Origin of the sequence: Paenibacillus sp. SC116, assembly GCF_024733555.1 — a bacterium.
In the GTDB taxonomy this organism is placed as follows: domain Bacteria; phylum Bacillota; class Bacilli; order Paenibacillales; family Paenibacillaceae; genus Paenibacillus_B.
The window spans coordinates 41,974-58,300 of record NZ_JANIOF010000004.1 but is presented as its reverse complement, the minus strand read 5'-3'; the positions used below and the strand labels follow the sequence as shown (position 1 = coordinate 58,300).

The window sequence follows — 16,327 nt, the reverse complement described above, 5'->3', positions numbered from 1 at the left end:
GTGTGGAGGGTTTAACTCATGAGCCAGTTGCGGGTATTCGCTACACACTTCACAATGCACTAACAACTTTATGTATTAAACTTTAAAAATTATATTTAAATCAATTCTGCGTAGTGCCTTCCATTTAACTGACCGAACTCCACCTTTGTAGGAAATAGCCTAACGCCCTGCATTGCTATTCCCATGCTATGCTGACACCATCCAATTAGGTCAGGTGGAAGTCTAAACGTGACTGGTAAACCACCAATTTTAACAGTAGCAATTGGAATGCCCGACATAACCCCTACGCTTAATACTTCATACACCTTTCCATTTCCAGCTTGATTTTTCAGTGTAGGAATTTCTAAAATACAATGTCTGGCCAAGTCTTTATAAATCTTTGCTCCTGCCTTATTAATGACAAATTCAGCGTTAAAGTCATCCTTAACAACATCAAGACCGCCAATTTTACCTTTTACATCTTTGTTGTATCCATCTTTTCGATTCATATAAGGTTCCCCATCAATTCTTATTTTTGCTTCTGCAAAAGCTAGTTCTACAATAATGATGACTATCCTACATTAAATACATAACAATTCGTTCATCCAGTTCCATTTCTTCGACTTTACTTCTTGCAAAGGTGGCATAGCCCTTTATTCATGCATGTTAGGAGCATTGGGTAATCCATCAAAGATTTCTTTAACTTGGCTTGAACTCCTACATTATCAGTAATCTTCGAGTTTTTGTTACTCATTTTTCACCAGCACTGATCTAACTCACATTCCTAATATTACCACAAAAAGAGATTGGCTGAATATAATACGCTTTTAGTTCAGTATGAATTTTCTAACATGAAAAAAATATTAGAAACTGTTACAGTCATCAGTTCTTTATGGATGAATTAACTAGAACATTATGCATACGATTCTCTTTTTAATAAGCGATATTCAATAAATACACGAAGTTCCACAAAAAGTAAATTATCCTGAAAGAAAAACTGAATATTTTAGTCTAATCCATAAAATATAATAAGTTTAGATATCGTCATTTTTGTATAAGCCCCCCTGCCCATACCGCCCGCTCCTTTTTAAGGCTCCAGCACGCATAAGTCCCTCACAACAACAAAACCTAATCTCTCAGTACGTTCCGTACTTACTAAGAAATTAGGCTTCATTATCTTTATAGCTATACACTTTTCCGTATACGGCTGCCACTGGATCTAATCCGACACATAAACCGTATCTATCAACGATTCAACCAAAGGAGCCAGCTCCTGAATCAATTCACGATATTGTTCACTATTTTTCATCGTCTCCAGTGTTTCTTGTTCCCTCCATATACTTACTACACCAAACAAATCGTTGTCTGCATGAGGCTCCAAGAAATAGACATGCACCGAACCTGCCTCTTGATTAATAGGCACCAGCGTTTCCCGTCCTAACTTCCGCACCCGCTCCTCTTTTCCTGCTTTACTTTTAAAAGTAACCACTCTAACAAACATTCTCTCTCCCCCTCGTATATGAATCTCTAATTGCAGCTCTTCCTCTCATTACTAACAATGAGCTTGTTATCGCACCATCTTCTCTTTTAACCAAGCATCCACCTTATGAATGGAATCATTCGATGCCGTGTCTTGCACAGCCTCATGCAAAGAAGCGATTGTAGTACGTTGCAAGATCGTCCGCCAAGCATGTTCCGCCTCATTCATCACATCAGATAATAAACAAGTTCTGTTTTCTTTCAACTGAAACACCGCTTGAAATACTCCATTGGAACGATACAGAGCTTCTACACCCTCTACAGCGACAAATACATCGTAGATGTGGATGCTCGCGGGATCAGCGATTAAGCGAAACCCACCTTTTACACCTGGCACGGAGGAAACAAGCCCTGCTTGGACAAGCTTTCTCATTAACTTTTGCAAATAAGTTGGAGAAACTTGCAGCTGCTGACTTAATGATTCACCTGACAACACAGCGTTCTTAGGCAAACGATTAAGAAGCAGCAAAGCATATACGGCTTGTTCCACGCCAGTCGTCATTTTCATATGGCATCAATCATTTGTACGGATGACTGCTCTTGTTCTTGTGTCAGCTTTTTAGGAGTAACATCATGTCCTTGAGCATCTAGAAATGTGATCGCATGGAAAGACTTATCTACATGTCCTCGAATAATGCCCAAGTACTGCTGTCGCAATAGCTGGCGTTCTTCTAGCTCTGCTGGAGTTAAACCACCTGCTTTGTTTTTTCGAGCTAGTACGTTGATCCGATCTAGTATGTTAATCATGTTCTTCCTCTTCCTTTCCTTATATAGAGTTATTTATAAAAATCTTTATAGAAGTCGCTTATAAAAGTTCCTTAGCAAGCAATTCATACGATTTTAGTCTTGCTTCATGACTGTGACTGATCGTACCCAACACAGCTTCGTTAATACCGAATTGCTCATCATGGTCGCGCAGCGTATTGGCAACTTCTTTTGCACTTCCTACTAGGAAGCGGCTGCGGTTATGCTGGATGCGCATTTTGTCCATTTCCGTGTAAGAATAATTGAGAGCTTCTTCTGGGGACAATACTTTAAACGGCATCCCTTTTTCCATAAACAACAAGTTCAAATCAAGGCTTGCTGCATGATATTCGGCTTCTTCGGTTGTTTCAGCTGCCATGACAAAGTAACCAACATTGACTTGAGGATTAGGCATGATTTCCGAAGGAACGAAGTTCGAACGATAAGCATCTAGCATCGGAACAGATAATTGCCCGCTAATAAATTGTGCGAATGAATATCCAATACCGAACTGTCCAGCTTGTGCCGCACTGCTGCCGCTAGAGCCCAACAGCCATACTTCAGGTAAGGTCCCGCCAAATGGAGCAGCCAACGTGTTGTGATAAGGATGATCTTCCGGCATCGTTTCGGTCATAAACATCATTGTTTCTTTCAACTTTTCATACTGATTATCCATTCTTGGTTTCTTGCCTTCATGCAGCGCAAGCGTACTATGCCAATCACCACCTGGCGCACGGCCTACACCAAAGTCAATTCGGTTCGGATACAAAGTCGACAATGTTTTAAATAGTTCAGCCATCTTCAGCGGAGAGTAATGCATCAGCATAATTCCACCCGATCCAACCCGAATCTGATTAGTAACAGACGCAATGTGAGCAATCAATATTTCCGGTGATGCGCTAGCTAAATTTTCAGAACCATGGTGCTCCGAATACCAGATTCGGTTATAGCCTAATTTATCTACAAGTTGAGCTAGCTCAACCGAGTTTTGCAGCGTTTGTTGAGACGTTTGTCCGTTTGAAGTTGGTGTTTGATCCAACACACTTAGTTTCACAATATGACCTTCTTTCGTTGTTAATGTGGATACATAATATCTGTAATTAGATGAAATAAAAATGCGTACCTAATGTGCTGCCAATCATAACGAAATGATGGTAGTGCACCTGTGACTCCAACATCCTCTAGGGGAACCCCCTACCTCTAACCCATTTCGTAAGCCCCGATGATTGGGCGGTTCCCATCTAAGAAGAATGCTTTATAATAAAATGAAGATTAGATGTTTCCGTTCCAAGTTGTTACTTCATCCACACCCAATCGTACCGTTGGGAAGCCTGGTTGTGCTGCTTTTCCAAGCGTAATCATAAGAACGTTGACCAAGTTGTCTGGAACGTTGAATTCTTTGCGGAATTCTTCTGTGTTGTAGCCAAGCATTGGTACGGTGTCATAGCCTCTTGCTTTTGCTGCAAGCATCAATTGCATCGCGAGAAGACCACCGTCAAGCATTTGCCATTCTTTTTTCGTTTGTTCACTCACGGAACCGTAGTAGCCTTGCACACTGTTGTTAATCGTTTCTTTAATTTGTTCGGTCATGTAGCCAGCATCTACAGCTCTTTGGTTGATTTTATCTGCGTTCTCAACGGTATAAGCGTCCATATCGCCCAATACGAGAATGACTGCGGATGCATCTGCTACTTGCTTTTGCCCCAATGCCAGTGGAAGCAGCTTTTGTTTCAATTCAGGGTCTGTGAAGACCATAAAGCGCCAAGGGTTTAGGTTCGTGCCGCTCGGAGCAAGCATTGCTTCGCCAAGAAGTTCTTTAATTTCTTCGTCCGAGATTTTATAAGAAGGGTCGTAGACACGAACCGAACGACGGTCGCGAATCACATCATAAAAGTTTGCATTGCGGTTAGCTGTATTCATATTTGTACAACCTCCAAAATATTTTTTGTATAATAAAATTAGTTATGAGCGAGATGTTAACGACGGTATAAGGTGATTTTTTATTTACTACTTACTTAACATCAGCTGCTAACAAAACCTATTATGCTACATAGCAAAATTATTGAAAAGTACGCACTTTTTCGTGATATAGATACGACTTCGTAACATAGGCACGAAAAAGTACCTATAGAAAAACCAAAGGAGTTACGTATGCAGAAGCAATACAACAATAGAATCGAAGTGGTTCTAGAAGTTATCGGAGGAAAGTGGAAAGCTCATATTTTGTATCATTTAACGAGAGGCCCTATACGGACTGGGGAATTAAAACGCTTGGTAACCGGCATTACACAAAAGATGCTGACCGAACAATTAAAAGAGCTTGAACAAGACGGTCTAATCGTGCGAAAAGTGTACAATCAAGTGCCTCCAAAAGTGGAATACACCCTCACTGAATATGGGGAGTCATTGAAAGAGGTATTGAAAGTGCTGTGTGATTGGGGCGGAGATTATATCAAGTTCAGGTATCCAAACGGTGAAGTTACCGTAAGAAATGGTAATGAAGAGCTTTAATTTGGGGGAGTTAGTGTGGGATTACTACATCATATCGAGATTTACGTATCAGACCTTAAACGTTCGGCTGAGTTCTGGGGTTGGTTTCTGTCAGAGCTTGGTTATACGCCCTATCAGCAATGGGAAGAAGGTCGTAGTTGGAAATTAGGAGACACTTACCTTGTGTTTGTTCAAGCAAAAGAAAAGCACTTGGACGTGCCATACAATCGTTGCCGGGTAGGACTGAACCATTTGGCATTCCATGCGAATTCGCGAGAACAAGTGGATGCGTTGACTGTAAAGGTTCGTGCCAAGGGAATGAATCTGCTTTATAAGGATAAGCATCCGTTCGCGGGCGGAGAACATTATTATGCTCTGTTTTTCGAAGACCCCGACCGAATAAAGGTCGAGTTAGTAGCGCCTTAAAGTGTCTCTACGCACATTACATCTATCTAATAGCGACATCTTCACGAAAGCAGGCTTCATTTTATAAACGAAAATGAACAGCTCTCTTACATACAATAGGGGTATCTCAAAAGTCACTTCCCCACGACTTTAAAGATACCCCTTTTCACCGCATATTTGTTAACTCGCTTCCTTACCAGCCTGATATAGACTTGATACAAGCACCTATCAGTAAATATAAAAGATGATACCTTTACCCTCGGCGGCAGCTTGGCTGTAGAAACGCCGGATTTCGTTAAAATACTGAAGTATGTAGGCAAAGAACTCGTTACAATTATGAAAGCAGCCGCTCATTGTGATCGGCTGCTTTTTCATCTAACTGGCGGTTAATCTATTTTAAACTTGTCTTTATATTTTTCTGCAAACTCTTTAAACGAAGTTAATTTAATATTGTAAGTCTTTAATAAATCAATATCTACATTATAACCAGCTACGTTATCCCATTGCTGAGATCGTACAATTAATGGATGAGTTCCTTGCTCTAATGATTCTTCAATACTAAGTGTTAAGATTTTAATCTCTTTTCCTGTTACCTCCGAGATGATCTCGGCAATTTTTTTATATGACAGCGATTCGGCAGCTAACTCAATATTATGTTCATTGAATTTTTTAGGATTTGCAAAGGCAGCACAAACAAAAGAAGCAATATCTTCAGCTGCAATGTGATCTATACGTGTATCCGCAAACGTAACCGTTTTTATTTCCCCTTGTTTTAAATGAGGATACATGAACTCAGCTTTTTCAGTGAAATTTTCCATAATAGCTGCTGGTTTCACGATAGTCCATGAAGAAAAGCCTGCTGAACGAACAGCTTCCTCTATATCCCACTTATCTGTCCAGTATTTCTCAAACCAATAACCTGTTCCCCATTCTGGGAATTCAGTATATCTGCTTGTGGCTGCAACGGAAGTATGCACAAATTGTTCTACGCCACTTTTTATTGCACTTTGAATTAATGCAAAAGCCTGTTTTCTCTCTCTATCCGTTTCATTGGTATCCACTCCAGATATCGGCACAGAAAAAACAGCATCGACATTTTTCATAGCATTTTCCAAAGAGGATGGGTCATCGAAGTTACCTACTACAGCTACTGCCCCTTTTTGAATAAGTGCCTGGGCTTTAGAAGAATTTTCATCTCTAACTAAAACACGAACTTTAAATCCCTGTTTTAATGCTTCATTTGCAACAGTACCTCCTTGTAATCCAGTAGCGCCCGTAACTAAAATCAATTTTTGATTATTCATGTTGATATCACCTTTCATGTGTATATTTTTAGTTTGGTTGAAGATTATAGAGTTCAGCAAGTTTCTCATACAATTTTAATCGCGTATCAAAGCCTTCTTGGGCAGTTGACACGATGAGTTCTTGAACACTTAGGGTATCCGCCAAATAGTCCAGTTTTGGCTTCAATTCGCCCCATGTACCTATTACATTAGTAGATAAAAACGATTGCGTAGCTTGATGATGCGTTTCAGAAAACTGTAACTCATGTGCCTTCAGTGGATCAACACCGTTAAAGTGCCCTAAGCTTTGTAAAAATTTTAAACTTAGGATTCTTTTTTGATATTCCACTTCTTTATCCGTATCTCCGCCGATTACTGAAACGCCTAATATAACATCTGGTGCTGACACTCCATGATTTGCTTGATAAAGCTTGCGATACAATGAGATGGCTTCTTTTGCCCCTGCAGGATTAAAATGATATGCAAAAGAGTAGTTGGCTGCTTCAATTGCCGCAAGTTGGGCACTATAAGGGCTGGAGCCTAGAATCCAGATTGGCGGAAGTGGTGCGTCTTGTGGCATCGCAATTATCTGAGCAAATGAATCAGACAACGACTCTGAAGGATGGTCATATCCTCTTAATTCACGAAGCAACCCCTGTAAATCATCTGCGTTTAATGAATTCTTAGAGCGACGTAAGGCAAGCGCAGTTTTACTGTCAGTTCCAGGTGCACGGCCCACACCTAAGTCAATGCGATCTGGGTAAAATGTCTCCAGTAGTTTGAAGTTCTCAGCTACTTTTAACGGAGAATGATTGGGAAGCATGACGCCACCTGAACCAACCCGTATGCGCTGCGTATTCGCAGCTATTTGACCGATTAAAAGTTCGGGCGAAGCGCTGGCTACGGAGGAAATATTATGATGCTCCGTGACCCAAAAGCGTTCGTAACCTAGTTCATCCGCTTTACTCGCTAGTTTAACCGAATTTATTAAAGCTTGTTTGGCTGATGTTTCTAGATCGACTGGAGCCATATCCAATATAGATAGACGTTGAACCATGTTCTGCCTACATCCTTTCTATTGATTGTTTTCACGTCCATATTGATAAGGTACTCCTAAATGTTCACGTAAAGTTGTTCCTTCATAATCCTTCATGAAACAATTATTTAAAAACCACAGCAAACGTGGTACTATTACCTTATTTCTTATAAGCGATAATAACAAGTACTGTTATTTTTAATAGGTACTATGTTTTTTGATAGTAATGAGATTTTAATTAGTTATTTTAGGAGGAGAAATGTGACTAAAAATACTAAGTTCCATTCACCTGACTGTGCTTTAGCAAAAGTTCAACAAATGTTAGGAGGGAAATGGAAACTCTTACTACTATGGTATCTTTCAGAGGAGCCTAGACGTTTTGGAGAGATCCGTCGATGTTTCCCGGAAATTACTGAGGCCATGTTGACAAAACAGTTGAGGGAACTGGAGCAGGATAAATTAATCCATCGTGAAGTATTCAAGGTAGTTCCGCCAAGAGTAGAGTATTCATTAACAGATTTAGGATTAAAATTTTTTCCAATTATAGAGGCAATGTATGATTGGGGGGAAGAGAATTTGAAGGATAAAACCCATTTGATAATTACTTGATATACTTGTTTTTTGATAGTCGCTAAACACAATTAGCGTTACTATTAGGGGATTCGTTATTCGTTTCTCATATTACGTTATTCATTATTTATTAAGCTAACGGGACACGTTAATTAAAAATAAAGGGTTCCACATATTAGTCATGCATAATATGTAGAACCCTTTATTTTATTTGATTTCCTTAAGTTTAGGTCTTGATAATTTTCAATATAATATTTAGGTCACCATTTAATGACTGGTCTTACTATTAAATAAAAAATGTACCCTATTATACAGCCTGATAAATTTAAAATTACATCATCTACGTCTGCTACACCAATACAAGCTATGAATTGAATGATTTCGATAATTAGTATAAACACCAAGCACTTTAACATTGTTTTTATAAATGACGTGTTATTTTTTTTGAGCAAAGGCAACAAAAAACCCATAGGAAGAAATCCAATAATGTTAAGAATAGCTACTTTAACGGTCACTATATTGATACCAAGGCGATTGTAAGAGTCGAGAACCGATGATATTGATTCGAATGGTGTCAAACTTATATTCCAGTTCCCCTCATTTCGCTGCTCTATTATACTTTCCATTCTCGCTAGTACATCACTAAGATCACCTTTAAGGACTACCATAATAATTAAAGCAACAAGATAGATGATAAAAATGTTCTTAATATTTATGTATCTTATCAAGTTCGGAACCTCCTTCCGTAAATCCTAATACATACTTCTAGCAAGCAGCTTCGCTACTTTCGTATAAAGCGCTGCGCTGCCATAGCGATTTTCAATCAAATCCGTCGCCTTATCCCAACGCTCTAGCTTTGACTTGATCTTCAAATAAGGTCAGCTGATACTCTTGATCCTTGAGCTGTCATCCGTGAGCCCACACCAAACATCTTGTTTACGGGCTACGGCCACAGCAGCTCCTCCACATCCGTTGGCGGCAGCGTGAAAATACCCTCTTTATTTTTCTTAGCCCATATATCTGTCGCAATTTTAGCCAGTATTTTATTTGAGCTAATCCCGATTCTAGCTCTTACTCCGGTTTGACTCAGCGCTTTTTGCTGAATCGCCCGCCAAATGACATAAAACCCACGCTAAAAAATCAGATTTAATAGCACTTTATAAATGAAGAAAGCTTATGACAAAAAGCGATTTGGAATTTTCCAAATCGCTTTTTTCAATATTATTACTTTTTAGGCTGCTTATCTAAAATATTGCGCAGTTCATTAATATCATCATCGGATAGGCTATCTTCCTGAATGAATTGGGCAAGCATAGATTTCACGGTACCTCCATAGATACGCTTGATAAATGATTGGGCCTCAGCACGCTGGCACTCTTCCTGTAGATAGAGTGGATAAAAGGTGTACACCCTTAGATCTTTATTGACACCTACTACATTTTTTTGGACTAAGCGATCAAGAAGCGTGCGTATCGTTTTAGGTTTCCAATCCGTACTTTCCTGTAAAGAAAGTATGATGTCATTCGCCGTTTGAGGAGCTTTATCCCACAGTACGTTCATGATTTCCCATTCTGATTCTGATATACTAGGAATGTTTTTCTCCATATTTATCTCCCCCGTTTGTTAATATACCCCTAAATCTTGTAAAATTGATAAAGTAATTTCTGCAGCCTTGCTTCCAGATGCATGATCTTCGTTGTTTATATGGGTAGCAAAGAAATAAGTATTATTGTTCGTCTCTACATACCCGATAAACCAACCATTGATGCTTTTTCCATTCACTGTTCCTGTACCTGTTTTTCCCGATAGGCTAGTTTCTTCATTTTTTTCTAAGAGCAGTGCATTCTTTACAGCTTCGATATGCATTTCCTTATATCCCAATTGATTGTTGTAAAAGGCTTTCAGTAGCTGCACTTGCTCGACTGGAGAAATCTTTAATGAGGATTCATGCCAGAATTCATCTAATCCCCCAGATATATTGGAGTTTCCATAGTTTATGTCCTGTAGATTAGATTGTATAGTTTCAAATCCTGTTCTACGATCTAGTTCTTGAAAATACCAGTTTACAGACTTTTGTAAGGCAGATGAGATATCCTGATCCATATTCCAAGCGTCATGGAATTGCTCCGTACCATCCCATGAAAGGGTGGATTCTTCGGGTGATATCACATTTGATTCTAGGGCAAATAAGGCACTATAAATTTTGTATGTGGAATCAGGTGATACTCGCAATGTACTTTTCTCTTCATTATAAATGCTATATTGTTTTGCACTAGAATCATATAGAACAAAGCTTCCTTCATACCCCTTAAAGAATGGATGTAAATCCTCATAAACGGTCCCGTCATTATTAAAATAGTATTGGTCGTTCTCTGTAGAAAATGCAGAAACAATAGGCAATTGGACTGCCAAAATGATACTGGCCAGCCCATAAATAAAGACGCTTTTTCTTATTGATTTCTTCGCGCCAGACTTGTAAGCAGAGATTTGTTCAATTCGTTTTTTGATTTGACTCTTCGATCCGTTTATTTGTGTTACTAACGGTAGTTTATTGGATCGTTTCGAAGGGTCCACAAAATGAATGAGTGTATGCCCATATTCGCGAACGGAATGATCATCTAGTAGATGTAACACAGATGTATCACACGCGATTTCCCGATCTACTCTCATTTCTCTAAAAGCAAGCCAGACGAGAGGATTAAACCAGTACATGATTTGATAGAACAATATCACGTAATTTGTCAGCAAATCCTTGTTTTTATAGTGATTCAGTTCATGAAGAAAGATATGCTCGTAATGCTTCAAGGTGAGCCAGTCTTCATGCTCAGAAGGTACGACGATATAGGTTTGAAAAAGTCCGAATATCATTGGAGATTGGACTCTTTTGGAAGCAACAATTTTTATCGATTTTTTAATCTGCAGTCTTTTTTTACATTCTTCAAACAGCACAAGAACTTCTTGATTAGAAAGCGTATGAGAATCATTCTGTATCCTTCTCAGTTTAATCCACCCACGAATCGTAGTAAAAGTTAATAATAATACTCCTGCCATCCATATTCCCATAACTCCTATATGAAGTAAGGATAGATCCAGCCGATTAACAGATACAGACAAGTCTTGTATCAGGTGTAGGCCCTGTATCATATCATTTCCGTTTATCCCTACACTAGAGCCAAGTGTAGCAGCTTGATAAGTATCCCCACTGCTAAAGAGAGAACTAAAAGTATATAAATGAGAAGGTATGAACGGAATTGCTAATGTGATAAAAAGAAACATCCATAAATGATAGTGCCATTTTGCTGTTAGTTGTCTCCCAAACCATTTGCGTATAAGTAGAATAACAGTAATGGAAAATGAAGACACCAATAGGCCAATTATAAAATGGGTTAAAAACATCCGCTTCAACACCAACTCTCTTAAATATTTAAAAATAGATACATAGCATATATTAGCATGATGATAAAAAAATAAAAGTTGACGCAATTAGACTACACATGTAATACTATACTACAGTTGTAATACGACTACAAATGTAATCCTGTGACACAAATTGAAAAAAGCTGTTTTTTAATTTGTACATAAGATTCTAAACAATTAATTTTGGAGGTTTTACATGATGAACAAAAGAAGATTTTATAAAATGCTAGCACCCCTAAGTTTGGCACTTATTGTTACAGGCTGTTTAGGTGGGAACAAACAGCCTGTACAACCATTAGAAACAGAACAGACAGTGGGAACGAACCAACCGTCAGAAAATATAATCAAAATAGAAAACACAGTGGAGAAATTTGAACAGCTTGAGAAGGAATACGATGCAAGACTTGGGGTCTATGCTATTGACACAGGAACAAAAGAAACGGTTCAATTTCGTGAGGACGAACGATTTGCATATACATCTACATTTAAGGCCCTAGCTGCCGGTATTGTATTACAGCAAAATCCGATATCAGCACTTGAGGAAATAAGGACATTTACTGCTGAAGATATTGTTACTTATTCTCCGGTTACAGAAAAGTTCGTGAACAAAGGGATGAGTCTAGGAAAGATAGCTGAAGCAGCGATACAGTATAGTGATAATACAGCAGGAAATCTTCTGTTCGAAGAATTAGGTGGACCAGCTGGGTTTGAAAAGGCTTTACGAGAAATTGGTGATAATACTACAATGGCTAGCCGTATCGAACCAGAATTGAACGAAGCTACTCCTGGGGATTCACGCGATACGAGTACTCCTAAAGCACTTGCAACTACTCTTGAGGTGCTTGGAACTAGTGATTATCTTCCTGCCGATAAGCAAGAAATTTTCACAAATTGGCTAAAAGGGAATACTACAGGTGATGCTCTTATTCGAGCTGGTGTACCAGAAGGTTGGGAAGTCGGAGATAAGACCGGAGCTGGTGGATATGGAACACGAAATGATATAGCGATTGTGTGGCCACCAAAAGGAGATCCGATTATTATTGCAATCATGTCGAGTCGCAAGGAAGAAGATGCAAGTTTTAATAATGAACTCATCGAAAAGGCTACAAAAGTGATTGTTCAATCATTTTCTAACAATTCATGATGATACTGTAAAAGAGCACTTACCCGTGGTATCTACTGAAGTGCTCTCCTCAGAATAAATAGTAGGACAAATAAAAACACCTCTGGTCGATATTTTTAAATACTAATCGAACCTAGAGGTGTTTTATACATGAACAAAAGAATATGTTCAAGTCGAAGTAAAATAAATGCGAAAATTATCGTTTAGCATCGTATATGCTGCTCACAAGCGCCTCCGCATAGCGCCTAGTATGAACGGTTTATTACAAAAATCATTTTGATAACAGTTACCTTCGATATTTTCTTAAAACAATATATTTTCATACTTTCCCCGAATTTCTCACATACATTAATAATCAGAATTTAGGATCGATCCAATAAAAAAAGTACCTGTAGAATTAAAGGCACTTTTCCCACTTCTTATGTTCTGAAAGAATTAATACAGTATCAATTTATATATCCGGGTGCATGGTTTGTTTACTTTTATTCTAACTATCTCGGCATGATCCATCCCTTTTCACCCTGCATTTTCTTTCTATCTTCAATTTGATGTCGTATAGCTATATCCGTTCGATTTAAAATTCTTGATAACACCGGGGTAATTGCTCTCATCTCATCGGGATGTGAAATTTTAGATGTTATCCAATCGAGAATTTCCCTCTCATCTTCTGTATAACGATTTGACAATTTTACCATTCCCTTCATCATTTATTCTAATATTATAGCATGTAGACTAGACTTTTTATCATTTTAAAGAATAGCACTGTGTTCTGAGTCGATCTAATTTTATCAAATCAATATCCTCCAGATGAAAGTCTTCTTTAAGTTTATTTACTTGCTCCTCAAAATGATTAATTAACTTTCCAAATGCAGCTATCTCTAAATAGAAAATACGCAGCTCTTTATTCAGAGGATTTTGTAACATCAAGTATACTATCATGTTAAGTGATTCCTTATATCGCTCTAATCTCTGTAGAGCAAAAGCTTTTGTTACAACCAAATTTTGATCGTTAATGTTAAGGTACATTTGTCCATCAGTAATTAACCTATAGAATAATTGTGATTTTTCAGTATCATCAATAATCAAAACATCTCCAACCAGTAATGATGTATAGTGGTACTTTTTAAGTTCAATGTATCTCTGAAAAGTCATTATCTCTTTTTTCGTTAGTCTAGTACCACTTACGATACGAGGAATATACTTTTTTAAAATGCTCTCCATAGGCTTGATGTATCTATTCTGGCTATACGAAAAATAGTTATTATATTTGCTATTAGAACACAAATAGATCAATGCGACTAGACAGAATTTCACTTTTTGTAAAGTTGTTAATTTTTCAATTTGAGAGGTTATCCATGAGTGTATGTGGCCGATAGTTGTTCTTTTCATTGTCATATTGAATAATGATTTTCCATCACTCTTAGATTATTACCCATATGCTCCTCATGTAATACTCAAGGAATAAGATAATCCCTACACAAAACAAATAACCCGAAAGACAAAATCATCTTTCGAGCTGATCCACAAAAAAATATATCTAACTATCCACCTTATTATTTTTATACAAACTACTCACAAGCGCCTCCGCATAGCGCCCAATCCTTTTGCTCGCTTCCGCACGCATATAGTCCCTCGTAATCACAAAGCTATCCTCATACTGACGACAAACATACCGATAGCGCACCATCTGATCATCCTTCTCCTCTTCCACCACACGGATGTTTCTTTCCATCAACGACCGTTTCACTTTACGCAAATCCTCATACATCGTTCTAGCAAGCAGCTTCGCTACTTTCGTATACAGCGCCCTTAACGTCTCGGAGGATCGCTCCATTTCAATCGCTCTTCTCATAATAATCGAATGCATAATCGGCAGAAGCACAAAGTCCTTCATCATATTCATTTCTTCCGTTGTTGGACGGCTCGGCTGTGCAGCAGCTTTTTGACCGAGTCTATGTTGGACGGACTCCTTATGCTGCGGCAGCATCATCCGGCTGGACTCCCACAGTCCGTTCTTTTCAAGCTTCTTACTCATTTATAATGCCCCCCTATCTTCAAAGACCTATCCGCTGCTTGCCCCGCAGTCGTCAGCGAGGAAGCCCTTACAATTGCTGCGCTTCCATAGCGATTTTTAATCAGATCCGTCACCTTATCCAACGCCCTAGCCTTTACTTGATCATCAAACAAGGTCAGCTGATATTCTTGGTCATCCTTAAGCTGGCTCAGCGTTATCCCCACACGACGTACAGGTAGTCGGTTCCAAAATTTATAAAAAAGCATCTTCACCGCTTCAAATACGGTATTCGTATGATTGGTCGGGTCCGGCATTTTCATCTGGCGTGAAAATCCTGTCGGTGCTTCATAAGGGCTGCACATACAGCTGACCGAAACGACCGAGCCCATATACCCTTTGCGACGGCAGTCGCGGCACACTTCCTCCGTAAGCTCCATCAAAATCGTCTCCACTTCCCACGGTTCGATATAGTCTCTAGGCAAAGTCATCATATGGCCCACTGACTTTGGCGGTGTGTCAAATGTCCTCGGTGTAACTGGACTGTCATCCAAGCCATTGGCCGTTCGCCACATGACCTCGGCCTGAATATCAGACTGCTTGCCGAAACGGGCACGAAACTTTTCTTTCAGCCGCGGCAGCGGTGTTCTCGCAATATCTCCAATCGTGTGCATGCCAAGAAGCGTAAAATGAGCCGTCATCTTTGAGCCGACACCAAACATTTTGTTTACGGGCTGCGGCCACAGCAAGGTCTCGACTTCACTTGGTGGCAGCGTGAAAATACCCTCTTTATTTTTCTTCGCCCATATATCGGTTGCTATTTTAGCTAGTATTTTATTCGTGCTAATCCCGACTCTAACTCTTACCCCGGTTTGGCTGAGCACCTTCTGCTGAATCGCTTTGGCAATCGTGGTAGGATCGCCGAATAGATGCTGACTCGCTGATACATCCAGAAACTGCTCATCGATACTAAACACCTCGACGAGATCGGTAAACTCCTCATAAATTTTCGTAATCATTAAGGAAACATCAATATAATGCTGCATGCGCGGACGCATCACGACCAGCTCAGGGCACTTGTTTAGTGCCTCTCCGAGACGATCGGCTGTACCAACGCCAAAGCTTTTCGCAATCGGACAAGCAGCTAAAATAATACCCGACCGACGTTCCACCGATCCCGCTACAGCAACAGGCTTATGCTCGTAGCCTGGATGCTCCGCCTTTTCCACGCTGGCATAGAAGCTTTGACAGTCCGCTAGGAAAATAACTTTTTCACGCTTGCGGCCTTCGTTCATCCTACCCGCCTCTGCACATTCATCAGCATCGTCATCAGATCTGCTTTGACTAAGCCACGCAGCATCGTGAAGCGATGGATATAGCCCCGCACTTTATATTCGATCTCGATGCCTAATGCATTCATTTCTGTGTTTAAGATTTTAATATCTCGTGCTCTCATCTTTGCTTTGAGCTTGCGCAGCTCAGAATAAATCGAACTTTCCACTTCTTTGAGGCAGCAAAGCACATAGCGGTACACCATCTTGTCTTTATACATCGCCAGTTCTTCCATATCTCTTGCCAGCATATCCAGTAAAATAGGAAACAACGTGTATTCCTTAATCATTTGAATATCCTCTTCGGTTTCAATCTTTGGATTCGTAGCAGCACTCATCATCTCATCTCCAACACACGAACGTATATTCTCTATATATTCGCATTATACACCGAACGTG

20 protein-coding genes and 1 pseudogene are annotated in these 16,327 nt (G+C 39.4%); 4 read left to right on the top strand and 17 right to left on the bottom strand.

What is annotated here, in order from left to right; all coding sequences use genetic code 11:
* Positions 1-95: 95 nt before the first annotated feature.
* The 6 genes from NQ117_RS16445 to NQ117_RS16420 form a co-directional block, all read right to left on the bottom strand.
* Positions 96-488 (bottom strand): hypothetical protein, encoded by a 393-nt coding sequence (locus tag NQ117_RS16445; RefSeq protein WP_258279116.1) that lies wholly within the window; start codon positions 486-488, stop codon positions 96-98.
* 710 nt (positions 489-1,198) lie between these two features.
* Positions 1,199-1,480, bottom strand: a complete 282-nt coding sequence (locus NQ117_RS16440; RefSeq protein WP_258279115.1) for a putative quinol monooxygenase — start codon at positions 1,478-1,480, stop codon at positions 1,199-1,201.
* Between the two features lie 66 nt (positions 1,481-1,546).
* On the bottom strand, positions 1,547-2,026 hold the full coding sequence (locus tag NQ117_RS16435) for an Rrf2 family transcriptional regulator (RefSeq protein ID WP_258279114.1): 480 nt from the start codon (positions 2,024-2,026) through the stop codon (positions 1,547-1,549).
* On the bottom strand, positions 2,023-2,265 hold the full coding sequence (locus NQ117_RS16430; RefSeq protein ID WP_258279113.1) for a DUF896 domain-containing protein: 243 nt from the start codon (positions 2,263-2,265) through the stop codon (positions 2,023-2,025). Before NQ117_RS16430 ends, NQ117_RS16435 begins: the two co-directional genes overlap by 4 nt.
* 58 nt (positions 2,266-2,323) lie before the next feature.
* Positions 2,324-3,316: an LLM class flavin-dependent oxidoreductase gene (locus NQ117_RS16425; RefSeq protein ID WP_258279112.1), complete on the bottom strand. Its 993-nt coding sequence runs from the start codon at positions 3,314-3,316 to the stop codon at positions 2,324-2,326.
* A gap of 218 nt (positions 3,317-3,534) precedes the next feature.
* Positions 3,535-4,182: a nitroreductase family protein gene (locus NQ117_RS16420; protein WP_258279111.1), complete on the bottom strand. Its 648-nt coding sequence runs from the start codon at positions 4,180-4,182 to the stop codon at positions 3,535-3,537.
* Between the two features lie 231 nt (positions 4,183-4,413).
* Here NQ117_RS16420 and NQ117_RS16415 point away from each other — a divergent pair, with 231 nt between their 5' ends.
* Positions 4,414-4,773: a winged helix-turn-helix transcriptional regulator gene (locus tag NQ117_RS16415; protein WP_144991247.1), complete on the top strand. Its 360-nt coding sequence runs from the start codon at positions 4,414-4,416 to the stop codon at positions 4,771-4,773.
* 15 nt (positions 4,774-4,788) lie between these two features.
* Entirely contained in the window at positions 4,789-5,178 is a 390-nt protein-coding gene (locus NQ117_RS16410; protein ID WP_258279110.1) for a VOC family protein, read from the top strand.
* 207 nt (positions 5,179-5,385) lie between these two features.
* On the opposite strand, the gene NQ117_RS16405 is transcribed toward NQ117_RS16410, so the two are convergent.
* From NQ117_RS16405 to NQ117_RS16395, 3 genes are read right to left on the bottom strand one after another with little or no spacing between them, the layout of a single operon-like run.
* Positions 5,386-5,511: a YfbM family protein gene (locus tag NQ117_RS16405; RefSeq protein ID WP_258279109.1), complete on the bottom strand. Its 126-nt coding sequence runs from the start codon at positions 5,509-5,511 to the stop codon at positions 5,386-5,388.
* Between the two features lie 32 nt (positions 5,512-5,543).
* Positions 5,544-6,461 (bottom strand): NmrA family NAD(P)-binding protein, encoded by a 918-nt coding sequence (locus NQ117_RS16400; RefSeq protein ID WP_258279108.1) that lies wholly within the window; start codon positions 6,459-6,461, stop codon positions 5,544-5,546.
* A 28-nt stretch (positions 6,462-6,489) separates the two neighbouring features.
* Positions 6,490-7,497 (bottom strand): LLM class flavin-dependent oxidoreductase, encoded by a 1,008-nt coding sequence (locus NQ117_RS16395; RefSeq protein ID WP_258279107.1) that lies wholly within the window; start codon positions 7,495-7,497, stop codon positions 6,490-6,492.
* A gap of 240 nt (positions 7,498-7,737) precedes the next feature.
* Between NQ117_RS16395 and NQ117_RS16390 the strand changes: the two genes are divergently transcribed.
* Positions 7,738-8,085, top strand: coding sequence for a winged helix-turn-helix transcriptional regulator (locus NQ117_RS16390; protein WP_309137887.1), 348 nt, complete (start codon positions 7,738-7,740; stop codon positions 8,083-8,085).
* Positions 8,086-8,306: 221 nt separating this feature from the next.
* Here the strand turns inward: NQ117_RS16390 and NQ117_RS16385 are convergent, their stop codons facing one another.
* The 4 genes and pseudogenes from NQ117_RS16385 to NQ117_RS16370 form a co-directional block, all read right to left on the bottom strand.
* Positions 8,307-8,774: a VanZ family protein gene (locus NQ117_RS16385; RefSeq protein ID WP_258279106.1), complete on the bottom strand. Its 468-nt coding sequence runs from the start codon at positions 8,772-8,774 to the stop codon at positions 8,307-8,309.
* A 143-nt stretch (positions 8,775-8,917) separates the two neighbouring features.
* Positions 8,918-9,157 (bottom strand): annotated as a pseudogene (locus tag NQ117_RS16380) (Y-family DNA polymerase); the annotation flags it as partial.
* A 113-nt stretch (positions 9,158-9,270) separates the two neighbouring features.
* Positions 9,271-9,651, bottom strand: a complete 381-nt coding sequence (blaI, locus tag NQ117_RS16375) for a penicillinase repressor BlaI (RefSeq protein WP_258279105.1) — start codon at positions 9,649-9,651, stop codon at positions 9,271-9,273.
* An 18-nt stretch (positions 9,652-9,669) separates the two neighbouring features.
* Positions 9,670-11,442, bottom strand: a complete 1,773-nt coding sequence (locus tag NQ117_RS16370) for a BlaR1 family beta-lactam sensor/signal transducer (protein ID WP_258279432.1) — start codon at positions 11,440-11,442, stop codon at positions 9,670-9,672.
* A gap of 220 nt (positions 11,443-11,662) precedes the next feature.
* On the opposite strand from NQ117_RS16370, the gene bla reads away from it, so the two are divergent.
* Entirely contained in the window at positions 11,663-12,607 is a 945-nt protein-coding gene (bla, locus tag NQ117_RS16365) for a class A beta-lactamase (protein ID WP_258279431.1), read from the top strand.
* Positions 12,608-13,330: 723 nt separating this feature from the next.
* Here the strand turns inward: bla and NQ117_RS16360 are convergent.
* The 4 genes from NQ117_RS16360 to NQ117_RS16345 all read right to left on the bottom strand — a co-directional run bounded on the left by NQ117_RS16360 (position 13,331) and on the right by NQ117_RS16345 (position 16,269).
* The gene (locus NQ117_RS16360; RefSeq protein ID WP_258279104.1) at positions 13,331-13,807 is read right to left on the bottom strand and encodes a hypothetical protein; all 477 of its coding nucleotides are present in this window, start codon (positions 13,805-13,807) and stop codon (positions 13,331-13,333) included.
* 316 nt (positions 13,808-14,123) lie between these two features.
* Positions 14,124-14,621 carry a YhjD family protein gene (locus tag NQ117_RS16355; RefSeq protein WP_258279103.1) on the bottom strand — a complete coding sequence of 166 codons (498 nt, stop codon included), beginning with the start codon at positions 14,619-14,621 and terminating at the stop codon, positions 14,124-14,126.
* Complete coding sequence (locus tag NQ117_RS16350) at positions 14,618-15,892, bottom strand: DNA polymerase IV (RefSeq protein WP_258279102.1); 1,275 nt, start codon at positions 15,890-15,892, stop codon at positions 14,618-14,620. The genes NQ117_RS16355 and NQ117_RS16350 overlap by 4 nt, the downstream gene beginning before the upstream one ends.
* Positions 15,889-16,269 (bottom strand): YhjD family protein, encoded by a 381-nt coding sequence (locus NQ117_RS16345; RefSeq protein ID WP_258279101.1) that lies wholly within the window; start codon positions 16,267-16,269, stop codon positions 15,889-15,891. The genes NQ117_RS16350 and NQ117_RS16345 overlap by 4 nt, the downstream gene beginning before the upstream one ends.
* Positions 16,270-16,327: the final 58 nt, after the last annotated feature.